The organism is Nibrella viscosa (assembly GCF_039541875.1).
Lineage (GTDB): Bacteria > Bacteroidota > Bacteroidia > Cytophagales > Spirosomataceae > Nibrella > Nibrella viscosa.
In genome coordinates this window covers 127064-151350 of the sequence record NZ_BAABHB010000005.1, presented here as the reverse complement: position 1 = coordinate 151350, position 24287 = coordinate 127064, and the positions used below count along the sequence as shown (strand labels likewise).

Annotated in this window: 18 protein-coding genes; 9 read left to right on the top strand and 9 right to left on the bottom strand. The window is 54.8% G+C overall.

Translation table 11 applies throughout. The features are described 5' to 3' along the window. Nucleotides 1–25 precede the first annotated feature (25 nt). From ABD931_RS14420 to ABD931_RS14405, 4 genes are all read left to right on the top strand, one after another. On the top strand, nt 26–1951 hold the full coding sequence (locus ABD931_RS14420) for a sensor histidine kinase (RefSeq protein WP_345268259.1): 1926 nt from the start codon (nt 26–28) through the stop codon (nt 1949–1951). A 112-nt stretch (nt 1952–2063) separates the two neighbouring features. Further along, nucleotides 2064–2744, top strand: a complete 681-nt coding sequence (locus ABD931_RS14415; protein ID WP_345268257.1) for a response regulator transcription factor — start codon at nt 2064–2066, stop codon at nt 2742–2744. Between the two features lie 10 nt (nt 2745–2754). After that, nucleotides 2755–3735 (top strand): porphobilinogen synthase, encoded by a 981-nt coding sequence (gene hemB / locus ABD931_RS14410; RefSeq protein ID WP_345268255.1) that lies wholly within the window; start codon nt 2755–2757, stop codon nt 3733–3735. A 19-nt stretch (nt 3736–3754) separates the two neighbouring features. Beyond that, the gene (locus ABD931_RS14405) at nt 3755–5092 is read left to right on the top strand and encodes a dihydroorotase (protein WP_345268253.1); all 1338 of its coding nucleotides are present in this window, start codon (nt 3755–3757) and stop codon (nt 5090–5092) included. 60 nt (nt 5093–5152) lie between these two features. Here the strand turns inward: ABD931_RS14405 and ABD931_RS14400 are convergent, their stop codons facing one another. Then, on the bottom strand, nt 5153–5356 hold the full coding sequence (locus tag ABD931_RS14400) for a hypothetical protein (protein WP_345268251.1): 204 nt from the start codon (nt 5354–5356) through the stop codon (nt 5153–5155). Nucleotides 5357–5567: 211 nt separating this feature from the next. On the opposite strand from ABD931_RS14400, the gene ABD931_RS14395 reads away from it, so the two are divergent. Both ABD931_RS14395 and aroC read left to right on the top strand, forming a co-directional pair. Further along, complete coding sequence (locus ABD931_RS14395; RefSeq protein ID WP_345268249.1) at nt 5568–6854, top strand: BatD family protein; 1287 nt, start codon at nt 5568–5570, stop codon at nt 6852–6854. After that, a complete protein-coding gene (gene aroC, locus ABD931_RS14390; protein ID WP_345268247.1) occupies nt 6851–7930 on the top strand; it encodes a chorismate synthase in 1080 nt (359 codons plus the stop codon). The genes ABD931_RS14395 and aroC overlap by 4 nt, the downstream gene beginning before the upstream one ends. Before the next feature lie 20 nt (nt 7931–7950). Here the strand turns inward: aroC and ABD931_RS14385 are convergent, their stop codons facing one another. Next, nucleotides 7951–8460, bottom strand: a complete 510-nt coding sequence (locus ABD931_RS14385) for a PEGA domain-containing protein (protein ID WP_345268245.1) — start codon at nt 8458–8460, stop codon at nt 7951–7953. A 48-nt stretch (nt 8461–8508) separates the two neighbouring features. On the opposite strand from ABD931_RS14385, the gene ABD931_RS14380 reads away from it, so the two are divergent. Beyond that, nucleotides 8509–9543, top strand: a complete 1035-nt coding sequence (locus tag ABD931_RS14380; RefSeq protein WP_345268243.1) for an FAD:protein FMN transferase — start codon at nt 8509–8511, stop codon at nt 9541–9543. An 83-nt stretch (nt 9544–9626) separates the two neighbouring features. Here ABD931_RS14380 and ABD931_RS14375 read toward each other — a convergent pair whose 3' ends face one another. The 3 genes from ABD931_RS14375 to ABD931_RS14365 form a co-directional block, all read right to left on the bottom strand. After that, the gene (locus ABD931_RS14375; protein WP_345268241.1) at nt 9627–10967 is read right to left on the bottom strand and encodes a Gfo/Idh/MocA family oxidoreductase; all 1341 of its coding nucleotides are present in this window, start codon (nt 10965–10967) and stop codon (nt 9627–9629) included. Between the two features lie 89 nt (nt 10968–11056). After that, the gene (locus ABD931_RS14370; RefSeq protein WP_345268239.1) at nt 11057–11383 is read right to left on the bottom strand and encodes an antibiotic biosynthesis monooxygenase family protein; all 327 of its coding nucleotides are present in this window, start codon (nt 11381–11383) and stop codon (nt 11057–11059) included. A 1-nt stretch (nt 11384) separates the two neighbouring features. Further along, the gene (locus tag ABD931_RS14365; protein ID WP_345268237.1) at nt 11385–12377 is read right to left on the bottom strand and encodes a formylglycine-generating enzyme family protein; all 993 of its coding nucleotides are present in this window, start codon (nt 12375–12377) and stop codon (nt 11385–11387) included. A 199-nt stretch (nt 12378–12576) separates the two neighbouring features. Here ABD931_RS14365 and ABD931_RS14360 point away from each other — a divergent pair, with 199 nt between their 5' ends. After that, a complete protein-coding gene (locus tag ABD931_RS14360) occupies nt 12577–14484 on the top strand; it encodes an ABC-F family ATP-binding cassette domain-containing protein (protein WP_345268235.1) in 1908 nt (635 codons plus the stop codon). Nucleotides 14485–14575: 91 nt separating this feature from the next. After that, nucleotides 14576–15229 (top strand): DedA family protein, encoded by a 654-nt coding sequence (locus ABD931_RS14355; RefSeq protein ID WP_345268233.1) that lies wholly within the window; start codon nt 14576–14578, stop codon nt 15227–15229. Nucleotides 15230–15237: 8 nt separating this feature from the next. Here ABD931_RS14355 and ABD931_RS14350 read toward each other — a convergent pair whose 3' ends face one another. From ABD931_RS14350 to pbpC, 4 genes are all read right to left on the bottom strand, one after another. Then, complete coding sequence (locus ABD931_RS14350) at nt 15238–15747, bottom strand: gamma carbonic anhydrase family protein (protein ID WP_345268231.1); 510 nt, start codon at nt 15745–15747, stop codon at nt 15238–15240. An 87-nt stretch (nt 15748–15834) separates the two neighbouring features. Further along, complete coding sequence (locus ABD931_RS14345; RefSeq protein WP_345268229.1) at nt 15835–21342, bottom strand: alpha-2-macroglobulin family protein; 5508 nt, start codon at nt 21340–21342, stop codon at nt 15835–15837. Between the two features lie 84 nt (nt 21343–21426). After that, nucleotides 21427–21861: a nuclear transport factor 2 family protein gene (locus ABD931_RS14340; protein ID WP_345268227.1), complete on the bottom strand. Its 435-nt coding sequence runs from the start codon at nt 21859–21861 to the stop codon at nt 21427–21429. A gap of 65 nt (nt 21862–21926) precedes the next feature. Further along, nucleotides 21927–24191, bottom strand: coding sequence for a penicillin-binding protein 1C (gene pbpC, locus ABD931_RS14335; protein ID WP_345268745.1), 2265 nt, complete (start codon nt 24189–24191; stop codon nt 21927–21929). Nucleotides 24192–24287 lie beyond the last annotated feature (96 nt).

The following is a 24287-nucleotide window of genomic DNA, read 5'->3' as shown; positions in this document are numbered from 1 at the left end:
AAGAAGTTGCATTGACGAATAAGAAATGTCGAAGAAGCATATCAGTTGGATAGTGGCGTTGATGGCCGTGGGGCTGCTGGGGTTGGTTGGCTTTCAACTGTACTGGATCACGAATGCCTTCCGGTTGCAGAAAGAGCAGTTCGACTATAAAGTAACGGATGCGCTGCAGGAGGTGGTCCGTACGCTGGAGCGGCAGGAGATCATATACCTGACCCGCCAGCGTATACAGGCCCGCGAGCACCAGCAGCGGCTGATGGCTATTGGCAAAAAAGAAGATACTAAGGCGGAGCAGCCAATAGGGCCACCGGCTAAAAATGAGGAAGGGGTGGCGTATCAGGCTCCCCGACGCGACCGCTGGCCGGGACAAGCACCGTATACCGAATCGGGCCGGATGTTTTCGGGGGGCATGGTACCGCCCTCCGATGTATTGCACCAAAGTGTGCAGCCGCTGACCGCCGAGCAGATGCTGATTGTAGAGCAGTTTTTTCGTCAGCAGGAGGAGCTGATGGCCACCGGCAATTGGCAGGCGCAACTGGAGCAGCAGCAGCGGTTTGAGGAGTGGATCGACCATATTGTCATCAGCCAGTTACAAATGCTCAACAGCCGGGCGGGAGTATCTGTTTATGCCGATACCAACGGTATGGCCGCACCCCAGCGGGCCGCCAGACAATCTCGCAACGTAAAACCGGCCGACCCCGCCAGACCCCTACAGCCGCAGCAGCCGGTTTCACCGGCAACATCGACATCGACAGCCGTAGCTGCGGCTGAGCAGAAGAAGACCGAGGAGCAGTCGCAGATGATTAAAGATGTGCTGAAAGGGCTGCTGCTGTCGGACCGACCCATTGAAGAGCGACTTAACCGGATGACCCTGGATACGTTGTTGCGCCAGGCACTTCAGGAGCGGAGTATCAATATACCCTATGCGTATGCGGTGCGTACCAAGAATACACCTTCGCCTTCTATGTTTCTGTTTACCTCTATGAATGCTGAGCCGGATCAGTTTGAACAGCGGGGGTATAAGGCGGCCCTGTTCCCCAACAACCTGCTCGAAACCGGCAATTACGTTTATCTTTACTTCCCCACCCGGCAGCAGTATATCCTGGACCGGATGGGCTTTGCCTTTGCCGGCTCGGCCGTGCTGATCCTGGTGATAATGGCTTGTTTCTACATTGCCATCACGACTATTTTGCGGCAGAAGAAGCTGGCCGATATAAAAAATGACTTCATCAATAACATGACGCATGAGTTCAAGACACCAATCTCAACCATTTCGCTGGCCGTCGAGCTCGCGCAGGAGCAACTGAACCAACCTGGTGTAACCCACGAGATCCGACCCGGTTCGGTACCAGAGCCCGCGCGGTTGTCGCGGTATATGGGCATTATCCGGGACGAAAACCGCCGGCTGGGGTCGCACGTTGAGAAAGTTCTGCAAATGGCTTTGCTCGACCGCGGACAGGTGAAGCTAACGCTGGCGCAGGTGAATATTCATGACGTGATTGAAAAAGTTCTGAACAATGCCGGCCTGCAGATTGAGCAGCGGCAGGGCGAGGTGGAGCTTGATTTTGAGGCCGAAAACGAGCTCATAGAAGCCGATGAGGTTCACCTGACCAATATTATTTATAACCTGGTCGATAACGCCATCAAGTATTCGCCGGAGCAGTTGCACCTCACCATCCGGACCCGCAGCCTGGCCGATGGGGTAAGTATCACCGTAGCCGACAACGGTATTGGGCTGACAAATGAGCAAATGAGCCGTATCTTTGAGCAGTTTTACCGAGTCCCTACCGGCAACCTGCACGATGTAAAAGGCTTTGGCCTCGGACTTAGCTACGTGAAGCGCATGGTGGATGAACACCACGGCCAGATCCAGGTTGAAAGCCGGCCGGGCCAGGGTAGCTCGTTTGAGGTGGTACTGCCGTATAAACAGCCGGCCCTATACCCCGGCATGTAATTCCGGCTTTTGTGTATACCGGAATTACATGGCTCCTGCCACCCGGTTCGGGGTACGGCACCGGAGGCTGAACCAGACCTTTAACTGCCGGAATTACATTCCGGGATATTGTATGCCAAAAATTCTTGTCGTAGAAGATGACCCCAACCTGGGTCAGTTGTTAGAGGAATACCTCACCCTGAAAGGCTACGAAACCGACCGCGCTACCGACGGCAACCAGGGCCTGCAGCAGTTTATGCAGGGAGAGTACGACCTGTGTATTCTGGATGTGATGATGCCGAAGAAGGATGGCTTTACGCTCGCCAAAGAAATTCGGATGTCGGAACGCGATGTGCCGATTATCTTTCTGACGGCTAAGTCGATGAAGGAGGATACGATCCAGGGCTTTAAAGTTGGGGCGGACGACTACATCACCAAGCCGTTCAGCATGGAGGAACTGTTGCTGCGGATTCAGGCTATTCTCCGGCGGTACCAGCGCACGGCCGTTCAGCCGGAAACGGCGGTGTACCAGATTGGGTCGTTTAGCTTCGACTACCCCCACCAGATGCTGAGTCGCAACGGGCATAGCCAGAAACTAACCAGCAAAGAGTCGGAACTCCTAAAATTATTTGCGCAGAATCTGAATCACCCATTAAGCCGTAGCTTTGCACTCAAAATGGTGTGGGGCGACGACTCGTATTTCAACGCCCGTAGCATGGACGTGTACATAACCAAACTCCGGAAATATCTCAGAGAGGATGAGACCATTCAGTTGGTGAACGTACACGGCGAAGGCTTTAAACTCATTGCTTGATCTGTAGATTATGAATCTGATTAGACGACCGCGTCGCAACCGGCAGTCGGCTGCTATCCGTGATCTGGTGCAGGAAACCCGGCTGGAGGTAACTGATTTTATCTTTCCCCTCTTCATAATTGAGGGAGAAAAAACCAAGACCGAAGTAGAATCCATGCCCGGCATTTACCGGCGTTCGCTGGATCTCCTGCTCGACGAAATTCAGGAGTGTGTCGATCTGGGCATTAACGCTTTCGACCTGTTTCCTAATCTTCCTGAATCCAAAAAAGATAAGTACGCTACCGAGAGTACCAATCCGGATGGACTTTACCTGCGGGCAATTGGCGAGATAAAGAATCGCTTCCCGGATGTGTGCCTGATGACCGATGTCGCTATGGACCCCTACAGCTCCGACGGCCACGACGGCTTTGTCGAGAACGGCAAAATCCTGAACGACCCGACACTGGAAATCCTCGGCAACATGGCTGTGGCGCAGGCAAAGGCTGGTGCCGATATGGTTGGGCCGTCGGATATGATGGATGGTCGCGTCGGCTATATCCGAAACACACTCGACAGCCAGGGCTTTACCAACGTAGCCATTATGTCGTACACGGCTAAATACGCCAGCGCCTTCTACGGGCCATTCCGCGACGCGTTGGAGTCAGCCCCCCGCTTTGGCGATAAAAAGACATACCAGATGAATTACGCCAACAGCCGAGAAGCGCTGGTTGAGGCCGAACTGGACTATGCCGAAGGAGCCGATATCCTGATGGTGAAGCCGGCGCTGGCGTACCTGGATGTTATTAAGCTGCTGAAGGATAATTTTGACCTACCCATTGCCGCTTATAACGTCAGCGGGGAGTACGCTATGATTAAAGCGGCCAGCCGCAACGGCTGGATTGACGGCGAACGAGCCATGCTCGAATCGCTGACGGCCATTAAACGCGCCGGGGCCAAAATCATTCTGACCTACTTTGCCAAAGAAGTTGCCCAACTCAAAGCCAACGCCTGACCCTACTGATACCTTGCCTATGAGCCGTTTGTTAATGCTGAATACCCGACTTGTCAACGAAGGCCGGATTACCGATGCCGATGTCTATATCGAAGACGGCTTGATTGCCCAGATTAGCTCCGGCCTGTCGGGAAGGGCCGCCGATCGGGTCATTGATGCCAACGGCCAATACCTGTTGCCGGGAGTAATTGATGATCAGGTGCACTTTCGGGAGCCGGGCCTGACGCACAAAGCCACCATTCGGACCGAGTCGCGGGCAGCCGTGGCCGGTGGAGTGACCAGCTTTATGGAAATGCCCAATACGGTGCCGAACGCACTGACGCAGGAACTGCTGGCCGATAAATACGAGATAGCGGCCCGAACTGCCTTCGCCAATTACTCGTTCTTTATGGGAGCCTCCAACGATAACCTGGAGGAGGTGCTGAAGACCAATACGCGGAATGTGTGCGGCATTAAGATCTTCATGGGTTCATCAACCGGCAATATGCTGGTGGATAAAGAGCGGGTGCTGGAGGCGCTTTTCCGCCAAAGCCCCATGCTGATTGCTACCCACTGCGAAGATGAGGCCACCGTACGGGACAATGCCGAACGCTACCGGCAGGCGTATGGAGACTCGGCTACCGCCCGGCTGCATCCGCTCATCCGCAACGAGGAAGCCTGCCTGAAATCATCATCAATGGCGGTGGCGCTGGCGAAGCGACACAACACCCGGCTGCACATCCTGCATATCTCCACCGCCGACGAACTGAACCTGTTCCGCAATGATATTCCGCTCACCGAAAAACGGATTACCTCCGAGGTCTGCGTACACCACTTGTGGTTCGACAGCACGGATTATGAGCGGCTGGGCAATCTGATCAAATGCAACCCGGCTATTAAAGGACCGGAGCATAAGCCGCAACTGCTGGCGGCTCTGCTCGACGACCGGCTGGATATTATCGCCACCGACCATGCTCCGCATACCTGGGACGAAAAGCAGCAGTCGTACTGGCAGGCACCTGCGGGGCTGCCGCTGGTGCAGCATCCGTTGCTGATGATGCTTGAATTTGTCCGGCAGGGAAAGCTGTCGCTGGAGACACTGGTGCGGAAAATGAGCCATGCTCCGGCCGACTGTTTTCAGGTTGAACGTAGGGGGTATATACGTGAGGGATATTGGGCTGATTTAGTCCTGGTTGATACAAGGCACCCGACAGACGTGACAAAAGAATCGTTGTTGTATCAATGCGGCTGGTCGCCGTTGGAGGGGCAGTCGTTTAGTTCCTCTATTACACATACGATCGTGTCCGGAGAATTGGTATACGAAAACGGGAACATCCTGGTTGAGCGGGCCGGGCAGCGCTTATTGTTCAATCGATAACATATAAAAACCTCCGGGGTGGGCCGGAGGTTAGTCAGATTAGTTGATACGAAAAAAAAGTTAGCCTGGTACCACCCTGGAAAAACATCGGTTCAAAATGACCCGGTACATTTTGCCGAACTGTTTATAACACCATGATTTTAGTTCTTTCAGTTCGTCGGGTACCAGCATATTGACGGCTTTACGGAGTTCTTTTTCGAACAGGGCTTTGTCAAAACTTACCTTTTGCAAGATAGTCTTAATGTACTCCAGCATTGTTGCCATACTACTTGATCATTTTTGGTTAACAGCCTATGGAATGGTGAACGTTAACGGTACTCTTGTTTAGACCGTTTATAAACTAACGGCCTGTTTTCGAAATTGTTGCCCGAATTTAAGGATGTTTATAGAAATATTCCAAAGAACAGTTGCATTATTTTTTTGTTGCCTGTTAGCAGCTCAGGCTCAAGTTACTGATAATTCGGTCAGTATCGAATTGGGTGCAACCGATTTTCCGATTGAACGGCCGTTTACCATTTCGGTGGTGATCCGGGACAGCGAACAGCGGCCTATTATTACCTTTCCAACCATTCCCGGCTTTACAAAACGGGAAATATCAACCAGTGTTATTACCGAAGAAGGAGGTGACAAACCTATCGGTAGCCGCATTATTACCCAAAACTATATAGCCGGCAAACCGGGTACGTATCGCCTGGCGCCGTTTACCATAAATATTGGCAAGATTGCCGTCCGTTCAGAAGAGGCTACCCTGACCGTTCGCTCCATTGATGACGAGGAGACGCTTTCGGCCAATACACCTGTGGTCGGCAAAGACGCGGCTTTCTTTGCGCTGGCAACGGCTGCATCCGTTTACAAGGGCGAAGGTTTTCCGGTAAAGCTTTCTTTATATGTTGCTGAAGATTACCCGTACGAACTTCGCTTTGAGCACCTGGAGCAACAGTTGCAGGCTATGCTGAAGAAAATACGTCCGTTTGATATTTGGGAAGAAAATCTCGGCTTAACGGAGGTGAAGCGCATTCCGGTTACCAGTAAGGGTAAAAAGTATAACGAGTTCAGGATTTACGAGGCCATTTATTTTCCGCTGACCGCCCGTACGATCAGGATGCCGGAGGTAAGCCTGACAATGCTTGCGGTTAAACCGGGTGCCGGCCGGCAAAAAACCGAAAACATTAAATTCACGAGTGCCTCTGCCAGTATTGACGTGAAACGCCTGCCGTCGCATCCGCTACGGGATCAGGTTGCCGTTGGCTCTTTCCGGTTACAGGAGGGCCTGGAGCGTCGGGGTGTCAGAGTGGGGCAGAGCGTCCGCTACGATTTCAGGGTTATTGGGGAGGGCAATATCTCGGCGCTTTATGCGCCCCGCGTAAGCCTAAGCGATGCAATAGAGGTATTTCCGCCAAAATTGCAGGAAACCAAAAAACGGAGTATCGATGGGGTATCTGGTTACAAAACGTTCCAGTACTTTCTGGTTCCGAAACAAAATGGGCTGTTTCCGCTGGAAAAGACCTTCCAATGGATTTACTTCAACCCTAAAATTGCGAAGTACGACACTCTGCGGCCAAAAATGGTCTTGCGGGTAGGCGAAACGGTGGCTACGGCGGATACCGTTCGTACCAATTTACCGGGCTCCATCTACACCGGCATCGAAAAGCTGGATAGTACGGAGCAGGCAATCAACTGGCCGGTACTCGTCCGGGCCATCGCTAATGTGCTGATTGCCCTGATGATAATCGGCATGATCTTTTTATTATTTAGAAAATGAGTAGTACCTACGGAACCCTGTTTAAACTGTCGACTTTCGGCGAATCGCATGGCCCGGCCATTGGTGTGGTCATTGATGGTTGCCCCGCCGGCCTGGACTTCGACGCAGATTTTATCCAATCAGAACTGGACCGCCGGAAACCCGGTCAGTCACGCATCACCACCCAACGGCGCGAAGCCGACGAATATGAGGTACTGTCCGGTGTCTTTGACGGCAAAACACAGGGAACACCCATCGCCCTCATCATCCGCAACACCGATCAGCGGAGCAAAGACTATTCGCATATTTCCGAACAGTTCCGGCCCTCACATGCCGACTATACCTACCACGTCAAATACGGCTCCCGCGATTACCGGGGGGGCGGGCGTTCGTCGGCCCGCGAAACGGCCGCCCGCGTAGCCGCCGGTGCCGTGGCCAAGATGCTGTTGCGGCAGCAGGGCGTTCAGGTGCAGGCATATGTATCGCAGGTGGGCAAACTGAAGCTGGAAAAATCGTATCAGGAACTGGAACTGGCAAAGGCCGAAGAGAACGCCGTGCGTTGCCCGGACCCCGACATGGCGGAGCAGATGTTTGCCTACATTGACGAAACCCGTAAGAAAGGTGACTCTATTGGGGGCGTGGTCAGTTGCGTCATTACAGGCGTACCAGCCGGCTGGGGCGAGCCGGTGTTCGATAAGCTGCACGCCGAGTTGGGCAAGGCTATGCTCAGCATCAACGCCGTTAAAGGGTTCGAGTACGGCAGCGGCTTCGCCGGCGTTGAGCTATATGGCTCTGAACATAACGATGCCTTCTATACGGATGAGCAGGGGCAGGTGCGAACGGCTACTAATCTGTCGGGCGGTATACAGGGGGGTATCGCCAATGGTGAAGATATTTACTTCCGGGTGGCGTTTAAGCCGGTGGCTACCATTATGCAGGATCAGGACAGTATCGATGTACATGGCCAGCCGGTAACGGTATCCGGCAAAGGTCGCCATGACCCCTGCGTTGTGCCCAGAGCGGTGCCAATTGTAGAGGCTATGGCCGCGCTAGTACTGGCCGATATGTATTTGCGGAACAAGGCGGCACACCTATAAGGCCGCCTTATTTCGGTGGTTTATTTTTCTTCTGAAAGAATTTTGGCTTTCTGCTTTTCGTAATCTTCCGGGGTAATCAACTTCTCGTCGAGCAGTTGCTTCAGTTCCCGGAGCTTATCGGCTTTCGATTTTACAACGCTTTCCGACACAACACCAATAGGCATGGTCCGGGGCGGCTGGAAACCGGCCTCTATCAGCTCATACGTGTGCGTGGGGTTGTATTTCATCGTCCAGAGGAACGGGACCAGCAGAAAGACACCGCCGATAATGGCACCCACATCTGCCTGCTCATCGCGGGAGAAGGAGGTATTCAGGGTTTCGTAGCCTTCTTTCTCCAGCCGAACTGTAGTGGTGCTGCCCACAATGCGGGTATCGGAATGGGTGTAGGGTGTGGTGCCTACGGGCTGTCCGTTAAGGTACACTTTAGCTCCGCTCGGTTTGGAAATAATGGTGGTGGAACTAGAGCAACTCGCCAGCAGGATGGAACCCGCCAGGCAAAGAGCGGTTGCTTTACGAACTTGAGTAGTCATGGTAGAGAAAATTGGTAATTTGTTTTGATGAAGCGCCTAAACTAACAGATGTACAATAAATTCCAGCGCTGGAAACACAAAAATAATCTGTTTCTGGTGACATGCTGTACGCTGCTGTTCCTGTCTGCTCTGACCAGCACGATACACGCCCAGATCCTCCGGCGCTATAGTTTTGAACGTGGCCTGATGGGTACGCAATTCAAACTAATTTTTTATGCGCCGGACAGTGTAAAGGCGAAGCAGGCCGTTCAGGCGGTATACGCCCGTATGGATACGCTCAACCAGATCATGAGCGATTACCTCGACGGCAGCGAAATCAATCGCCTGTCTGAAACCGCCGGTTCCGGCCGCTGGGTAAAGGTATCGCCGGCATTATTTGATGTCCTATCCAAAGCCCTCTGGATTGCCGAAAACTCTGGTGGCCGGTTTGATCCCACCATCGGCCCACTCTCGCAACTCTGGCGACGGGCCGTTCGCCGGCACCTATTCCCCTCCAAAGCCGAATTGCAAAAAGCCCGGCGGGCAGTGGGGTACCGGTTGGTTCAAGTAGATTCTGCTACGCGCTCGGTACGATTAACCCGCAGCGGCATGAAACTCGATCTGGGCGGCATTGGGCAGGGATTTGCCATTGATGAAGCCTTAAAGGTATTTCACTTCTTCGGTATTCGCTCTGCTCTAATCGATTTAGGGGGAGATATACTGGTAGGTGATGCCCCTCCGAACCAACCCGGCTGGCGCATTGATGTGGGCTCGGGTAAAGCCAATGATGCCGATACGCTGACGCTGATCCTAACCAATACAGCCATTACTACCTCCGGCGATACATACCGCTACCTGGAGCACAACGGCAGACGGTACTCACACATTATGGACCCCCGCAGCGGGTTGGGGCTGCGCCATTTTGTCCGGGCTACTGTACTCGCCCCCGACGGCTGGCGGGCCGATGCCCTCACCAAAGTATTCAGCGTAGCGGGCTGGCGCAAAAGCCGGCACCTCCTCCAGCGCTTTCCCCAGACCGAACTCTACCTCCTTGAAAACAAAAGCGGCCGACTCCGTAGCTGGAAGTCGGCCGCTTTTAAGTGAGTTTGAGGTCTCTAGTTCATAGTATGAACGAGGCCGCCACCCGGCTAGCACCAGCGGAGCAACTTCAAACCTCAAACTACAAACTACACTGCGATAGTCTTACCCGGAACCGCTATCGGATAATATCCATCCGCGTTGGGCAGTACTTTAGGCATGGCATCCCAGGCCAGACGATCGGGGAAGAGGTCGATCTGGGAGTTGAGCGCTTCTTCCCACTTCACCACTTTACCGGAGTAGGTTGCCATACGACCCATAATCGACGTCATGGTACTTTTCGCGGTCCGCTCGGCATCGGCAAATTTGTATTCACCTTTGGCAATGGCGGCAAACAGCTCGTCGTGCTCAATCTGGTACGGGTTGCCGTCGGCCTTGGCATTGTAGCTGTAAATCGGTGTGCCGTTGTAGGCCATCAGGGCACTGGCTTTCTTTTCCATCCCTTCTACTTTGCCCTTGGTGCCGAGGAACATTTCGTCTACCCGGCTGTAAGTGCCTTCGTAGTGACGGCACTGACTGTTGATGGTCGTGCCATCAGCATAGACGAAGTCAACGATGTGGTGGTCAAAAATCTCGCCATAGTTCTTATCCGTCCGCACCTGACGTCCGCCTGTTCCCTGGCAGGAAACCGGGTAGCTGTTTTTTACCCAGTTGGCTACGTCGATGTTGTGCACGTGCTGCTCGGTAATGTGGTCGCCACACAGCCAGTTGAAGTAATACCAGTTACGCATCTGGTAGTCCATCTCGGTCTGACCCGGTTTACGGGGGTTTTGCCAGACGCCACCGCTCACCCAATAGACCTGTCCGCCGATGATATCGCCCAGTGCGCCATCCTGAATGCGCTTCACCATTTCCCGGTAGCTGGGCTGGTAACGCCGTTGCAGACCGGTTACCACGTTCAGCTTCTTCTTTTTCGCTTCTTCGGCAGCCGCCAGTACCCGGCGAACACCCGGTGCATCGGTGGCTACGGGTTTCTCCATAAAGACGTGCTTACCCTGCCGGACGGCTTCTTCAAAGTGCATCGGCCGGAAGCCTGGAGGAGTTGCCAGAATAACGACGTCGGCCAGTGCAATCGCCTGCTTATAGCCGTCGAAGCCGACGAACTTACGCTCGTCCGGCACGTCTACTTTGGGATTGCCGCTGGCATCTTTCAATTCACGGCTAGTCAGGACTTTATACGCATCGTCGAGCCGGTCACGGAAGGCATCAGCCAGAGCGACGATTTTAACATTCTGCTTGGTGTTAAGCGCCTGCTGAGCAGCCCCCTTACCCCGACCTCCGCAGCCTATAAGGGCTACTTTAATGGTATCGTCCATGGAGTTATGGAAACCTCCGGCACTAGCGCCAAAGGGTAGGCTGCTTAACAAAGCCCCGCCCGTCAGCAGGCCGGAGGCTTTCAGGAAATCCCGACGGTTCGTATCGTTCGTCATAGAGGTAAAGGTCAATGTGTAACGAAAAGGGTTGATATATGTAATAAAAGTAAGTGAAAAGGCGGAATTACTTGTAATTTTTTGGAAAGTTACTCTGGCTGCCGCTCAAAGCTGTAATCTCTCTCTACCAGGCAGATACGGGTCTTAAAGCACTGATACCAGTTCTTTCTTCCCTGATGCCGGGCCAGCGTATGCTCGGCCTGGTGTTTCCAGTTGCGAATCGCTTCCAGGTTAGCCCAGTATGAAACGGTGATGCCAACGTCGTTGCGGGCGCTCTCAACGCCCAGAAAGCCGGGCTGTCCGGCGGCTAATTCAACCATGCGGGCCGCCGTATCGGCATACCCTTCGTTCACTTCTGTACGGACCGAGGTGAAAATAACCGTGTAATAGGGCGGCTCCGGGGTGTGGGCAAGCATCTTAGTAGTCTTTAATCGGCTTGATGTTGTAATAGGCGTCAATTTCCTCCTTCGACGGTACTTTGACCGGGCGTACTATTCGGAAACCGACAAACGAAGCATCGGTCAGCCACCAGTCGCTTTTCGGGCTTTGCGGGTCACGCACTTTCCACGATGCATCGGAAGGGGTGCGGGCGGCCGAGCGCAGCACGTCCGGGTCATCATCCCACGAGCCACCCCGTACCGAGTTCGGGTAGAGCGTGGTAACGGGCGCATACGGTTCTTTAACCTGCCCTTTGGCTTTCTTCGCATAGTAATCGGCAACATACTGGTCTTTGGTCCACTCCATCACATTGCCGTGCATATCGTAAAGACCCCAGGAATTCGGCTTTTTGGTGCCTATCTTCTTGTAAGAGCCGTTGCTGTTTGCCTTATAAACGGCATATTCGCCCAGCTTGCCGGCATCGGCACCGAACGAATACGGAGTGCTGGTACCGGCCCGGCAGGCGTATTCCCATTCGGCTTCGGTAGGCAGGCGGTAGAAAACGCCGGTTTTGTCGTACAGCCATTTGCAGAACTTAATAGCTGCGTACTGCGTCATGTTGATGGCGGGATAGCCGGCGCGGCCCATGCCAAACGACATATCCACGTACGATGGACTGGGGCGGGTAGAGGCATCCGTTTTGGCAACATCGAAGCCGGGATATTTGGAAGCCATGTCTTTCTCCATATTTTTGGAGGTAAACAGGTCGTAAAAATCCCAGACAACTTCGTACTTGCCCATCCAGAACGGCTCGATTTTTACTTTATGCTGCGGCCCTTCGTCGGCACTACGGCCTTTCTCGCTGGCCGGACTACCCATCATGAATTCGCCGGCGGGTATAGCCACCATGTCGTACGAAATATTACTGCCCGGCACCGCCAGCGTATACGGTTTACCTGGTTCCTGAGCGTAGGTGGGCAGGAAACAGCCGGCGACAAATAAAGCAACCGGCAAGAGACTTTTTAAGCACATTTTCAGTTTAGAACTAAGCGGGTTATCAGTAAAGAAAGTAAAAGTACAACCGATATTACTCCTGTACAGGCGATAATCACCCGTTCATCAAAAAAAGTAAAATTTGTCGGCCGCGCCGATGTATTTTTGTCATTCCGTAGTTGCCAATGCCTTTGTGCCATCGTCCGGTGGATCATTGCAGCGGCCTAGTATTGAGTCAATGAACTACCTATCAGCCGAAAATTTAACCAAATCATACGGCGACAAATACTTATTCAGGGACCTCACCTTCGGCCTCAACCGGGGCGACAAAGTAGCCATTGTGGGGGCCAACGGCTCCGGCAAAACCACGCTGCTGTCGATTCTGGCGGGCACCGTTCCGCCCGATGAGGGGCTGGTGAGTCACCGCAAAGATATTACCATCGGTTACCTCGACCAGCAGCCCGACCTCAACGATGCCCTGACAGTGATGGAAGTGGTACTGGCCGGTGATAGCGCCCAACTGGAAGCCATCCGCGCCTACGAACACGCCCTGGCGCATAACGATACAGCGGCACTGGAGCGTACCATGGCCGATATGGAGAAGCTACAGGCCTGGGATTACGAAGCCCAAATCCGGCAGATTCTTGGTCAGTTGGGTATTCAGGATGTGGAGCAGCCGGTGGCGACGCTCTCCGGTGGGCAGCGGAAACGGGTAGCCCTGGCGCGAGTGCTGATTCAGAACCCCGACCTGCTGATTCTGGACGAACCGACCAACCACCTCGATCTGGAGGCCATCGAATGGCTCGAAAACTACCTGGGTACGCAGAACCAGACGCTGCTGATGGTATCGCACGACCGGTATTTCCTGGATAAGGTCTGCAACCATATTGCCGAGCTGGACAACGGGGCCTTGTACGGCTACAAAGGCAATTATGGGTATTTCCTGGAAAAGAAAGCCGAGCGGGAAGCCGTAGCGGCCGCCGAACTGGACAAAAACAGGAATACGTTCCGGCGCGAACTGGAATGGATGCGCCGGCAACCCAAAGCCCGTGGTACCAAAGCGCAGTACCGCATTGACGCCTTTAATGACCTGAAGGAGAAAACCAGCCAGCGCCGGAACGACGATGGGCTGGAGCTGAACCTGCGTACCACCCGCCTGGGCAGCAAGATTCTGGAGGTGGAAAACCTCAGCAAGAAATTCGGCGACAAGGTCTTGCTCGACCACTTTACCTATACCTTCAAGCGGCTGGACCGGATTGGTATGATCGGCAAGAACGGCATGGGCAAAACCACCCTGCTGAACATGCTGACCGATCAGATTCGCCCCGACTCCGGTCGTATCGTCACCGGCGGAACGGTCAAGTTCGGCTACTACACCCAAAGCGAACTGAACCTGCCCGAAAATCAGCGGGTAATTGATGTAGTGCAGGATGTGGCCGAGGTGATGAAGCTGGCGTCGGGTGAGACGGTTACGGCCAGTCAGTTGCTGCAGCACTTTTTGTTCAGCCGGCAAAAGCAGTACGACTTTGTGCATAAGCTGAGCGGGGGCGAAAAACGGCGGCTGCAACTCCTGCTGGTGCTGGTGCAGAACCCGAACTTCCTGATTCTGGATGAGCCTACCAACGACCTCGACATTACCACGCTGAACGTGCTGGAAGAGTTTCTGCTGAACTTCCCCGGCTGTCTGCTCATCGTCACCCACGACCGGTACTTTATGGACCGACTGGTCGAACACGTGTTTGTCTTTGAAGGCGAAGGCAGGATCCGCGACTTCCCCGGCAACTACACCGATTACCGCGAATGGCGCAATAGTGTACCGGCTCCTGCCGCCGACACTGCCGGTAAAAATGCCGGCAATACTGCCGGCCTGGGCAAGAACCAAAAAGCCGCCCCGGTAGTTAACCTTGAACAGGCGAAAGTCGAACCGGAACCGAAAAAGAAGCTGTCGTTTAAGGAAATACGGGAGTACGAAACGCTGGAAAAAGAAATTGCCGAACTGGAGCAACGGAAAGCTGCCGTTTTGAATCAACTTAATACGGGCGGTCACCACGAGCAACTGACGGCCTGGGCCCGAGAAATCGAAGAAATTGACCAACTCATATCCGAGAAATCGGACCGCTGGCTTGAACTGGCGGAGTACCTGTAAAACGGAGTACAACTCCGTTACTACCACGTAAACGGAGTACAACTCCGTTTTACACGACCGAGCAAACGGAGGGCAGCTCCGTTTTACTGATATGGACCAGATTATTGACTTTTTCCGTTACCTGCTCAATTCCGAGGAAATTATTCGCACCGGAGGCCTGGTGCTGATAACCCTCATTATTTTTATCGAGAACGGTCTGTTCTTCGGCTTCTTTCTGCCGGGTGACTACCTGCTGTTTTTGTCGGGTATGTTTGCCGGCACGCGCATTCTGGACGTACCACTCTGGCTGATGCTGCTCTGCATTTTTGGAGCAGCTGTGTTAGGCTCGCTTACCGGATATGTAACCGGGCGCTTCTTCGGCGACCGCATCCGAAACCGGCCCGATTCGCTGCTCTTTAAAAAGAAACATATTGAAACTACGCGCAATTACTTCCTGAAATACGGGAGCCGTACCCTGATTATCGCCCGTTTTCTGCCGGTTGTTCGCACGTTTGCCCCCATTCTGTCAGGACTGATCGAAATGGATTTCCGGTATTTTATGCTTTATAATGTAATTGGCGCGGCTATCTGGGTAGTAACGCTGGTCGGTGGCGGATTTTACCTCGGCGAAACCTTCCCCGGCTTCATCGATTATGTCGGCTATATCATCATCTTTTTTCTGGCTATTACCACCTTCACCGTCATCAAGGGATACATAAATGCACGTCGGGATATGAAGCAGGAGCGGGAAGCGGAGCAGGCGTAAACTTTGCCCTACTTAAACCATTCTGCGTACATGACGTAATTGTTGGCCGTGCGCATAAAGATTTCTTCCAGCTCCGGCGTGACGGTCTTGAGCAAGCGGGCGGGGTTACCGGCGTAAACCGAACCGGGTGGTACTTTGGTATTCTGGGTGACAATGGCTCCGGCGGCAATGATGGAGCCAGAGCCGATATGCGCGCCGTCCATCACAATAGCGCCCATGCCAATCAGCACCTTATCTTCAATAGTGCAGCCGTGAACGATAGCGTTGTGGGCGATGGAAACGTAGTTGCCGAGGGTGGTTTTAAAGCGCTGATAGGTACAATGAATAACGGCTCCGTCCTGCACATTGCAGCGGTCGCCCATCGTAATGGAATTCACATCGCCCCGGACCACAGCGTTGAACCAGACAGTGCAATCGCGGCCCATCGTTACGTCGCCGACGATGGTTGCGTTATCGGCAAACCAGCAGTTTTCGCCGAATTGAGGATGGATGCCGCGAACAGGTTTTATCAGAGCCATACGAAAGTGAGATTTCCGCAAAGTTGCAAAAAGAGTACAAAAAAGCGGTGCTAACCGGAATTAGCACCGCAAGAAGTTGAGCGTATATCAATTGACCTTCACCGTGCCGGCTCCGTTGTAGCTCCGCAATTCCGGGTTGTACATCGCATCGGCGGAGACCGGCCCCACCACAAAGCTTCCCTTAGATACCGCTCTGACGAGGTAGTAGAAGGCTTGTTCACTGCCGCCGGCATCGGTGTAGAAATTGATGCGGTCGTCGCGCACATCGAAATGCTCCGGCTTGGTGGGCTTTTCTATCCAGGGCATATCCCTAGGCTCGGTCAGGCGGGGGTTCTCAATCTCGAAGCCGGCAGGCAGCAGGTCGGTAATCACCACATTGTCGACGGGCAGGCCGGTGGTGCTGCTCAGGGTGATTTTTACCACAACCAGGTCGTTCTGACGGACGCTGCTGAGTGGCTGCCCGTTGCGGCTGAGGTAGGTCCGGCGCACCCGCAGGCCGTTGTCCTGTTCGGGTATTTTGCCCGATGCCGGCACGCCTTCGCTCTGCCCGAAGTAGTACACGCTGCCGGAGCCCTGGGCGTTTATCGTCACGGCGGCTCCCGTAGCCAGCCGATTCAGGCGCAGGTCGGCACCGGTAAAAGTGCCCAACGTTTTGCCGTTCTGGCTGACGGTGGCGGTAACGGTTCCGGCAATGGCTTTGCGGGCCAGTTTGCCCAGAGCCAGAAAACCGAAAGCAGCTTCCTGGGTATTGATGTACTGGGTTTGTTGGAGAGCCGTAGACAACTGCCGGGCCAGTGTCGGAATTTGCAGGTTATCGGGGTCGGTATCCACCAGCGTATTCAGCGTCAGGGCCAGGTTCCGCAGGGGAGAGGCCAGACTGCCGCCAGTTTGGCGGGACTGAATAGTAGCATTGTACTGCTTGGGCAACAGGGCCTGGTAACTGCGCGTGTCGCCGATTCGGTAGAAGGCGGATGCCAGCAGGTAGCGACTATCCGGCGTCAGCAGGGTACTGTTCTGCTTGTAGTAGTTCATGGCCGCCCGGTTCGGAACACCCGCCAATGTCAGCACGTACAGGCCGTATAGATTACTCCGGCTGGCTACTTTGCGCACCGACCGCCCACCGGCTTCATCGTACCGGATCTCTTCTTCCATCGCCGGGTTGCTGGTGCGGCTGGTCAGATAGTCGATGGCGTTGCTATATACGGCATTGCGCACTTCATAATCGGCCTGCCGGGCTTCGGTGAGGAAATGAACGGCGTAGGCACTGATCCAGATTTCCTCCGGTGTATTGACCTCTACCCGATTGCCGCCCCGGACTACCGTGGTGACCGTTGTTCCCGGCCATATGCTGAAACCGCCGTTGTGCAGTTGCATACTTTCAATCTTCTGAATGGCCTGTCGAACATTGGTTGACGGGTTGAGGTCGCTCTCGCCCGTCCGCACGAAGTACACATTGCCGGAGCCGATACTTCGGGCTAAATCGGCAAAGTAAAGCTGCGGCAGCGCCTTCGAGATGGTCTGCTCCAGACAGCCGTGCGGATAGCCCAGCAGGTACGATAACTCCCGCCCAAACTGCGCTACCGGCGAACGGCTCACCACCAGACTGGACCGGCTGGTACCGGGCAGAAAACCACCTGCGAGGTTTATTGCCTGACTTCGTCCACCGGCTACCGAACCCGCTATGGTCGTCTTTTGCAATGAAGCGGCCGGCCGAACGGTGATGTCGGTTTTCTCCGTAAAGCGTTCGCCCAAGCCATTGACGGTAATCAGCACCGAGCCGGGACCGATGGCCTGCTGCGCCTTTACCCTGAACACCGCCCGTGCTTCGCGGCCGGGTTGGATGGTCAGGCTGCGGGTGGTCAGGCTGTCGGCAGCGAGTGGCCCCGTCAGGCTCAGCGTGGCCGTTATGGGAGTGGCTTTGTTAGTGGTGTTGCTCAGGTTGACCGGCACTTCTACAACATCGCCGGGGCTAAGGAAACGCGGCAGACCCGTGCTGATGACAATCGGGTCGGCCACCTTCATATTGGCTGCGGCCGAGCCGAAGGCATTGCCTTTGTACGCCACCGCCATTACCCGCAAATCGCCGGAGAACTGCGGAATATGGACCGTAAATTCAGCTTCACCGTTGCTGCCTGTGGTAAGCACCCCGCTCCAGAACGATACCAGGTTGACCCGGCCGTTGCTGAGCGGGTTCACACGCCGTTGCCCGTCGTACCCGTCACCGCCGACGCTGGAGGTTGACGCCAGCGAAAGCTCCGGAAACAGCAGGGCGTACAAATCATGACTACCCACTTCCAGCGCCCGCTTCTGGTAAAAGAAGCCGTGAACATCCGGCGTTTGGAAGTTTTTTATCTGCAAAATACCTTCATCGACCACCGCCAGTGTTACCTGCGTGTTCGGTTTCGTTTTTACCCGAATGGTCTGCTTCGTTTTGGAACGCGACTGCGTGGCGGCTGAGATGGCTACCGGCAGTTTGGTGTCGGCATCACTTACCGGCACCGACGCAAAACCGTGGGCAACGGTCAGGGGCAGGTTGACTTGGTCCATCGGCCGGATGAGCGTGGCCGTGATGTACACATTGGGCAGGTGTTCGTCCTTGACCGGAAAGCTCCACTCAGCCGATTTGTTGTCGGTGGTGAGCCAGTGGTGTTCCTGCACCCGGTTGCGTTCAATCGTTACCAGCAGTTTGCCGTTAAAGGGCGCTTTGAACAAAACTTTCACCTTATCGCCCGTGGTGTACGCCGGCTTGTCGAACTCCATCAGCACCTGCCCTTCGGAGCTGACTTCAAAAGACGATGCCTGCGTACTGCCGTACCCATAGGCGTAGAAAGGCACAGCCGTGTAACCCGTACCCGGCTCTTCTCCCCCCGACCGGGGCCGATGTACCCGAATCTCGTACTCGCCCGAGACGGTAGGCACGTAGCGGAACGAAGCCAGTCCCGGCCTGCTTTTGTCGCTGTGGAACGTGAGTGTGTTGCTGTACACTGGTTTTTCCCGCCGTTTGGTGGTGTAGCGGTACTGGTCATACTGTTTTTCAATGACCGTCTGGTACTCAAACCGGACTACCTCCACGGTAGCCGTAGCGTTTGGCTGAGGCTGACCGTCTTTATTCAGCGCTACCAGTTCAACGGCCAGCGGTACGTTGGTGGCTACGTAGCGGTCGGCGAGCCGGATGCCGAAAAAGGTTTTCTGCGTCAGAATGTCCAGGCGTTGGAGCCGGTTCACCGGGCGACCGTTTTCGTCGAAGACTGTCACAAACAGTTTTCCCTCCAGCAGGCCGATGTCCTGGTACGTAGCCGGGAGCAGAAAACGCTCGGTCGCCTGTCCGTTGGCATTGGTCCGGCCTTGCCGCAGGTCTTTTTGGAACACGGTTTCGTTCGGAATATCGAACACGTATTCCTCATAGCCTTTCGGTGCAAAAGCTTTCTGCTTCAGTTGAAGCTCCATTTCGTAGGTCCGGTCGGCAGCCGGCGGACCGAACAGGTTCTGGGCCGTAGCCGACAGGGTGATAGTTTGGCCAGTTTGGTAAACGGTTCGGTCGGTGAGCACATCCACTTTGATGCGGTCGGGGATAAATTCTTCGACGCTCACCGGCCGGGAAGCCAGCAGGGTTTCGTTGGCGTTCAGCACCTCAATGGTGTAGGTGCCGGTAACGGTGGCCGGGTCGAGGGCAATGTCGGTGGCAATGGCTCCTTCGGCATTGGTCGTTTTGCGGAGCGCCCGGTATTCGCGGCCGTTGGGCATCAGCACCCGGATGGTCAGCGGAATTTCGCCCACGCTCTGCCATCGCTGGGTACGGACAATGGTGTTAAAATGGATGGTTTCCCCGGGGCGGTAGATGTTGCGGTCGCCGTAAATGAAAGCGTCAAAACCGGATGGGTTGTCTCGCTTGCCTTCCACTTCGAACCGTGAGGTCTCCACGCGGGAATCGGGCAACGACAAAAAGTTGAAGTCGTCATCGGTGCGGGCGGTCAGCATCGCTATTTTGAAACCGGGGGCGGTTTCGCTCACCTTCTCAAACCGCGCCAGACCTTTGCTGTCGGTTTTGGTCGTGGCCACAAACTGATTGTTGGTACTCACCAGAGTGACCTCTACATCCGATAGCGGTTCGGTCGTCCGGATGGAGTTCGCAAAAACCAGCACATCATCGGCCGTCTGCCGGGCAATCAGCCCAATGTCCGATACCGACACGAGCTGACTGGCGTTCAGGTACGCCGATTCTTTGGAGCCTACCGTTACCACGTATACGCCACGCCGGTTATTGGATTGCACCGGCAGGCTCAGGTTCAGGACGGAGACGTTCTGAACTTTTGGCAGGTCACGCGTCGACAGCGTTTTGTTGACCAGGACATCGCTAAACTGATTTTCATTGTCATCGTTATACACAAAGTTGCCGGAAGGAGCCCACGCATCTTCGCGCTGGGTGTACTCTTCGTAGCGGCCCATCCGGAGGTAGTGCAGCAGATTGTTTTCGTACACTTTGGCAATTTTTACCTGCACCTGCGGCACGTTCACGATGTTCAACCCGATATTGCGCGGGCCTTTGGCCGACAGGTATAAGGCCTTCTTGGTGGCAAAGCTGATGCTGGCCGGCATTTTCCCGAAAAACAGGTCCCGTGTCACCGGCTCTTCCAACTGCGTATTCAGAACTCCGCGAATCTGGTCCGTCAGCGTCAGTACGTAGTTATCGGTTTCCGAAAAATTACCCCGGATGATAAAGCCGTTTTTGGTCAGTTCGGCCGTGGTGTTTACCTGCGGTTGCAGGCTGTAGTAGCGGCTTAGGTTCTCGGGCTGCAACTCCTGCGTGGTAATGACCCGGACAAAGCCCTGGTTCTGCTCAAAACCCGTCTGCACATCCATGACCTCGACGCGGTAGCGCGAAGGCAGGCCGGCGGTTTGCTTCAGTACCTCGCTGGTCTGGTAGGAAGTATTCAGGACTTTGACCCCCTTATCAACCCGCACCGCCAGCGGCTGCGTGTTGTGCTCAGCCGGGGCGTTGGCTACCGTGAACTCGACACTGCTGGTTTCTCCGCCTACGACTACCTGCGTTGTTAGTGGCTTCTCATCTGCCAGTACCATTGCCTTACTGCCCACCTCCAGCGCGTTGACCGGGTAGTTGAAATTTAGCCGGACTTTAGCCACCGGCTGATTGCTCTCCGGCGACCGGCTCCACCAGCTTTCGGTGCCGGTCAGTTGGAGGTAAGGCGTGTGGAAGGTAATCTCTTCGCCTGAAACGCTCAGGTCATTATGTTCCTCGCTGGTCAGCAGGGCGTCGGTGAGTTCGGCGCGGTAGCTGGTCGCCGGGTCGAAGGAGACGGCCGGAGAAAATACCAGTTCGTTGGCGGCTACCCAGCGGAACTTGCCGCGCACGGCCGGTTTAAAACGCACGTACTCCGTAGAATCCCATTCGTTCAGGCGGCTTTCGGGAACCAGGTTCTTATTGAAGGTGAAGGTCAGGTTCTGAGTACGCTGCACTTCATCCTCGAAGTTGCGGCCGACCACAGAGAGGGTATTGGAGAGCCGGGCGCAATGCCAAAACAGGAATCCGGACACGGCTAATGCCAGGGAGGCTTTCAGGATACGGTGGACGTTCATGGGGTAGGATTTATCTGATAACGAAAAAACCCACGCTCAAGGTAAGCACGGGTTTTCATATTGCCATTTTGGTTTAGTAAAAGGTCAGGGCCTGGGCGAAAGTTGCACACCGGCTACTCGCCAGAGCCCACCCTGCTTAACCGTTACCACCGTAAACGCTACCGTATTATCAAATGTCTGACCCTGAGCCGCCCCCTTGGCTTTCCAGTTGCCGATGGCAATGGCCGCGTTGTCGTTGTAGGTACGGGTAATCAGATTTGAAACCGACGCATTATCAATAACCAGGTAACCTCCGCCTATAGCCGTCAGCAAAAGCTCTCTATCGAGCAGGCGACCATCGACGCTGGTGAAGGTGAAGTCGCTGACCAGCAGTTGCGATAAAGCGTTACTGTCTTCGTCCAGCAGGGCTTTGAAGAAGCTATTGGTAGCGGCAGTTGGGTCCTGCGCGTTGTTAGCAGTTTGGGCAAATGTTGACAAGGTAACGAGTAAAGCTACAAGTAGAGAAACTACAGTTTTCATGGAATTGGTTAAAGATGAAAATGAGGTCCGAAAAGTGCAAAAAAGTAGAGGAAAAACAAAGGAACTCACAGACTCTTAACAAGAACCCGAATGTCGGAATGGCGGCCTCGGTCATCGGCACAGGAAATTTTCAGCACTCCCGGCCGGGGTTTAAAGAAAACGGCTTCCGTGGGCCGGGCTTTGCAGTACAGCCTGTCGTTAAGGTACCAGTACACGGTGCGCACCTCGTTACCGGTCTGGCAACTTAATTGCATATCGGCCGGGGCTTTCGGGTCTATAAAGTACTCACTGCGGTTGTTGGGGCTGGCGATAAACGGAGCCGCCTGCTGGTCGGTACCCGGCTCGAAAATGCGTTCGCAGGCGGGGTTGTGCACCGGTATGGCCGCGTAGGGAATTCGTTTTATTTCATAGTAGGCAATCAGTTCCGGCAACAGGTTGGGGTAGTGTCGTTGTACATAGCCCCTGTCGGGCAGGCAGTGGGCGCAGTAGCTGAGGGTGCCTGCCGGATTGGTAAAGACCGACTTCTGATGCCGGCAGCGCTGGTAGCGGGTTACCCCCATGATGTAGTAATCCACCGCCCGGCCGGTGCAGAATTCGCCCGGTACCTGTCCGCTCTCCGGACAAACGGCCCGGCTGGCAAGGCCCTTCGGCGGCAGAAACCAGCCTTTGGCCGAGTTATAATCGATGGTGTTGAAAAGCTGGAACAGCAGGGGCGTGGCCGTATTGGCCCCGCTGAGTTCGGGTACGCCTTCGCCGGAAAAATTGCCGACCCACACCCCTACGGTATAATGCCGGTTGTAGCCGATGCTCCAGGCATCGCGTCGGCCGTAGGAGGTGCCGGTCTTCCAGGCAATGCGGGGCAGGTGGTAGCTATTATCGAAATTGTTCGGCAAATCCGGGCGGGTAATCTGGGTAAGGGTGTTGGTAACCAGAAAGGCCGCTTCGGGAGAAATGAGCCGCGTGCCTTCTCCTGAAGACGCTGAGACGGTCAGGTTTAAGCCTTTTAGCTGCCCTTCATGGGCAAACGCGGTAAACAGCCTGGTCATTTCTTCCAGTGTAACCCCGCAGCCGCCCAGAATCATGGACAGACCTAAATCTTTGGATTGTTTCCGGATAGTAGTAAACGCGGCTTTCCGGAGCAGTCCGGTAAAGGTGGGCGTGCCGATTTCTTTCAGCAGCTTTACCGCCGGAATATTGAGCGAGTTGGCGAGGGCAAACTCCGCCGTCACAGCTCCGTTGAAGCGCTGGTCGTAGTTGTCGGGTTCGTAGCCGCCGAAGTTGGTCGGCACATCGTTCAACTTACTTTTGGGGGTAATCAGCCCCTTGTCGAACGCCAGGGCGTACAGCATGGGCTTCAGCGTACTGCCGGGCGAGCGCACCGCCCGCACGCCATCGACCTGTCCGCCGTCGAGCGCATTGGCAAAATCGGCCGAGCCAACGTATGCTTCTACCGCCATCGTCTGGTTATTGATGACCAGCACAGCGGCATTGTGGATGTTTAAGGCCCGCACGCGGTTGACGTAGTTCTGCACCAGTTGCCCGGCGGCCGCCTGCACGGCCGGGCGCACTGTTGTCCGGATGATTGGCATACCGGGATTCGCCTGTTTGAGCCGGAGCGACAGATGAGGAGCCTGCCGGGGAGCCTCCCGCCGGCGGGCTGTCAGCGGCTCCTCCAGTGCATCGGCAATAACAGAATTTTCATATAAGCCCGCTTCCCCAAAGCGACGCAGCCATCGGTTTCGCTCCTGCATCACATAGGCATTGTTGATGCCCAATTGCAGGCTCGACGGCCGGTTGGGGATGATGGCCAGCGTGGTAATTTCGGCCAGGCTGAGCAGCTTCGGCGGTTTCCCGAAGTAGAGCAGTGAGGCCGACTTCAGGCCTTCGATATTGCTGCCATATGGAATCAGGTTAAGGTACAGTTGCAGGATTTCATCTTTGGAGTAATGCAGTTCGAGCTGAAGTGCCCGGAAGGCTTCGATAAACTTGCTGCCGTAGGTGCGTTGCCGGGGCTCCAGCAGCCGCACTACCTGCATGGTAATGGTGGAAGCACCAGAGGTACGCCGGCCGCTGAACAGATTCTTTCCGGCGGCCCGGATCAGCGCCAGCGGGTTGATACCAGGGTGGTAGTAAAAATAACGATCTTCTTTGTAGACGATCGCGCTGCGGAGCGTTGGGGTAATTTCCGGTAGTTCGGCGTACATCCGCCATTTGTCCTGCCGGTTCAGAAACGCCTGGAGGATGGTGCTGTCGGCGGCCGTAACAACGGTCGAATAGTCGACACGGGTGTTGATGGGGAGTAGGGTGTCCAGCAGGCCAAAGACGAGCATTAGCCCGCCTGCTAGCTTTATCAAGAGGGGTCGAGTAAGTTGCCTAGCGATGCTGGTTATTTTTTTCAATCTTTGGCGCGTGTTTTAGTGTAAACG

Excerpts from the sequence above, each read along its gene's own strand:
- ABD931_RS14420 (WP_345268259.1), top strand. The coding sequence starts at position 26 with ATGTCGAAGAAGCATATCAGTTGGATAGTGGCGTTGATGGCCGTGGGG.
- ABD931_RS14415 (WP_345268257.1), top strand. The coding sequence starts at position 2,064 with ATGCCAAAAATTCTTGTCGTAGAAGATGACCCCAACCTGGGTCAGTTG.
- hemB (WP_345268255.1), top strand. The coding sequence starts at position 2,755 with ATGAATCTGATTAGACGACCGCGTCGCAACCGGCAGTCGGCTGCTATC.
- ABD931_RS14405 (WP_345268253.1), top strand. The coding sequence starts at position 3,755 with ATGAGCCGTTTGTTAATGCTGAATACCCGACTTGTCAACGAAGGCCGG.
- ABD931_RS14400 (WP_345268251.1), bottom strand. The coding sequence starts at position 5,356 with ATGGCAACAATGCTGGAGTACATTAAGACTATCTTGCAAAAGGTAAGT.
- aroC (WP_345268247.1), top strand. The coding sequence starts at position 6,851 with ATGAGTAGTACCTACGGAACCCTGTTTAAACTGTCGACTTTCGGCGAA.
- ABD931_RS14385 (WP_345268245.1), bottom strand. The coding sequence starts at position 8,460 with ATGACTACTCAAGTTCGTAAAGCAACCGCTCTTTGCCTGGCGGGTTCC.
- ABD931_RS14380 (WP_345268243.1), top strand. The coding sequence starts at position 8,509 with ATGTACAATAAATTCCAGCGCTGGAAACACAAAAATAATCTGTTTCTG.
- ABD931_RS14375 (WP_345268241.1), bottom strand. The coding sequence starts at position 10,967 with ATGACGAACGATACGAACCGTCGGGATTTCCTGAAAGCCTCCGGCCTG.
- ABD931_RS14370 (WP_345268239.1), bottom strand. The coding sequence starts at position 11,383 with ATGCTTGCCCACACCCCGGAGCCGCCCTATTACACGGTTATTTTCACC.
- ABD931_RS14365 (WP_345268237.1), bottom strand. The coding sequence starts at position 12,377 with ATGTGCTTAAAAAGTCTCTTGCCGGTTGCTTTATTTGTCGCCGGCTGT.
- ABD931_RS14360 (WP_345268235.1), top strand. The coding sequence starts at position 12,577 with ATGAACTACCTATCAGCCGAAAATTTAACCAAATCATACGGCGACAAA.
- ABD931_RS14355 (WP_345268233.1), top strand. The coding sequence starts at position 14,576 with ATGGACCAGATTATTGACTTTTTCCGTTACCTGCTCAATTCCGAGGAA.
- ABD931_RS14350 (WP_345268231.1), bottom strand. The coding sequence starts at position 15,747 with ATGGCTCTGATAAAACCTGTTCGCGGCATCCATCCTCAATTCGGCGAA.
- ABD931_RS14345 (WP_345268229.1), bottom strand. The coding sequence starts at position 21,342 with ATGAACGTCCACCGTATCCTGAAAGCCTCCCTGGCATTAGCCGTGTCC.
- ABD931_RS14340 (WP_345268227.1), bottom strand. The coding sequence starts at position 21,861 with ATGAAAACTGTAGTTTCTCTACTTGTAGCTTTACTCGTTACCTTGTCA.
- pbpC (WP_345268745.1), bottom strand. The coding sequence starts at position 24,191 with ATGCTCGTCTTTGGCCTGCTGGACACCCTACTCCCCATCAACACCCGT.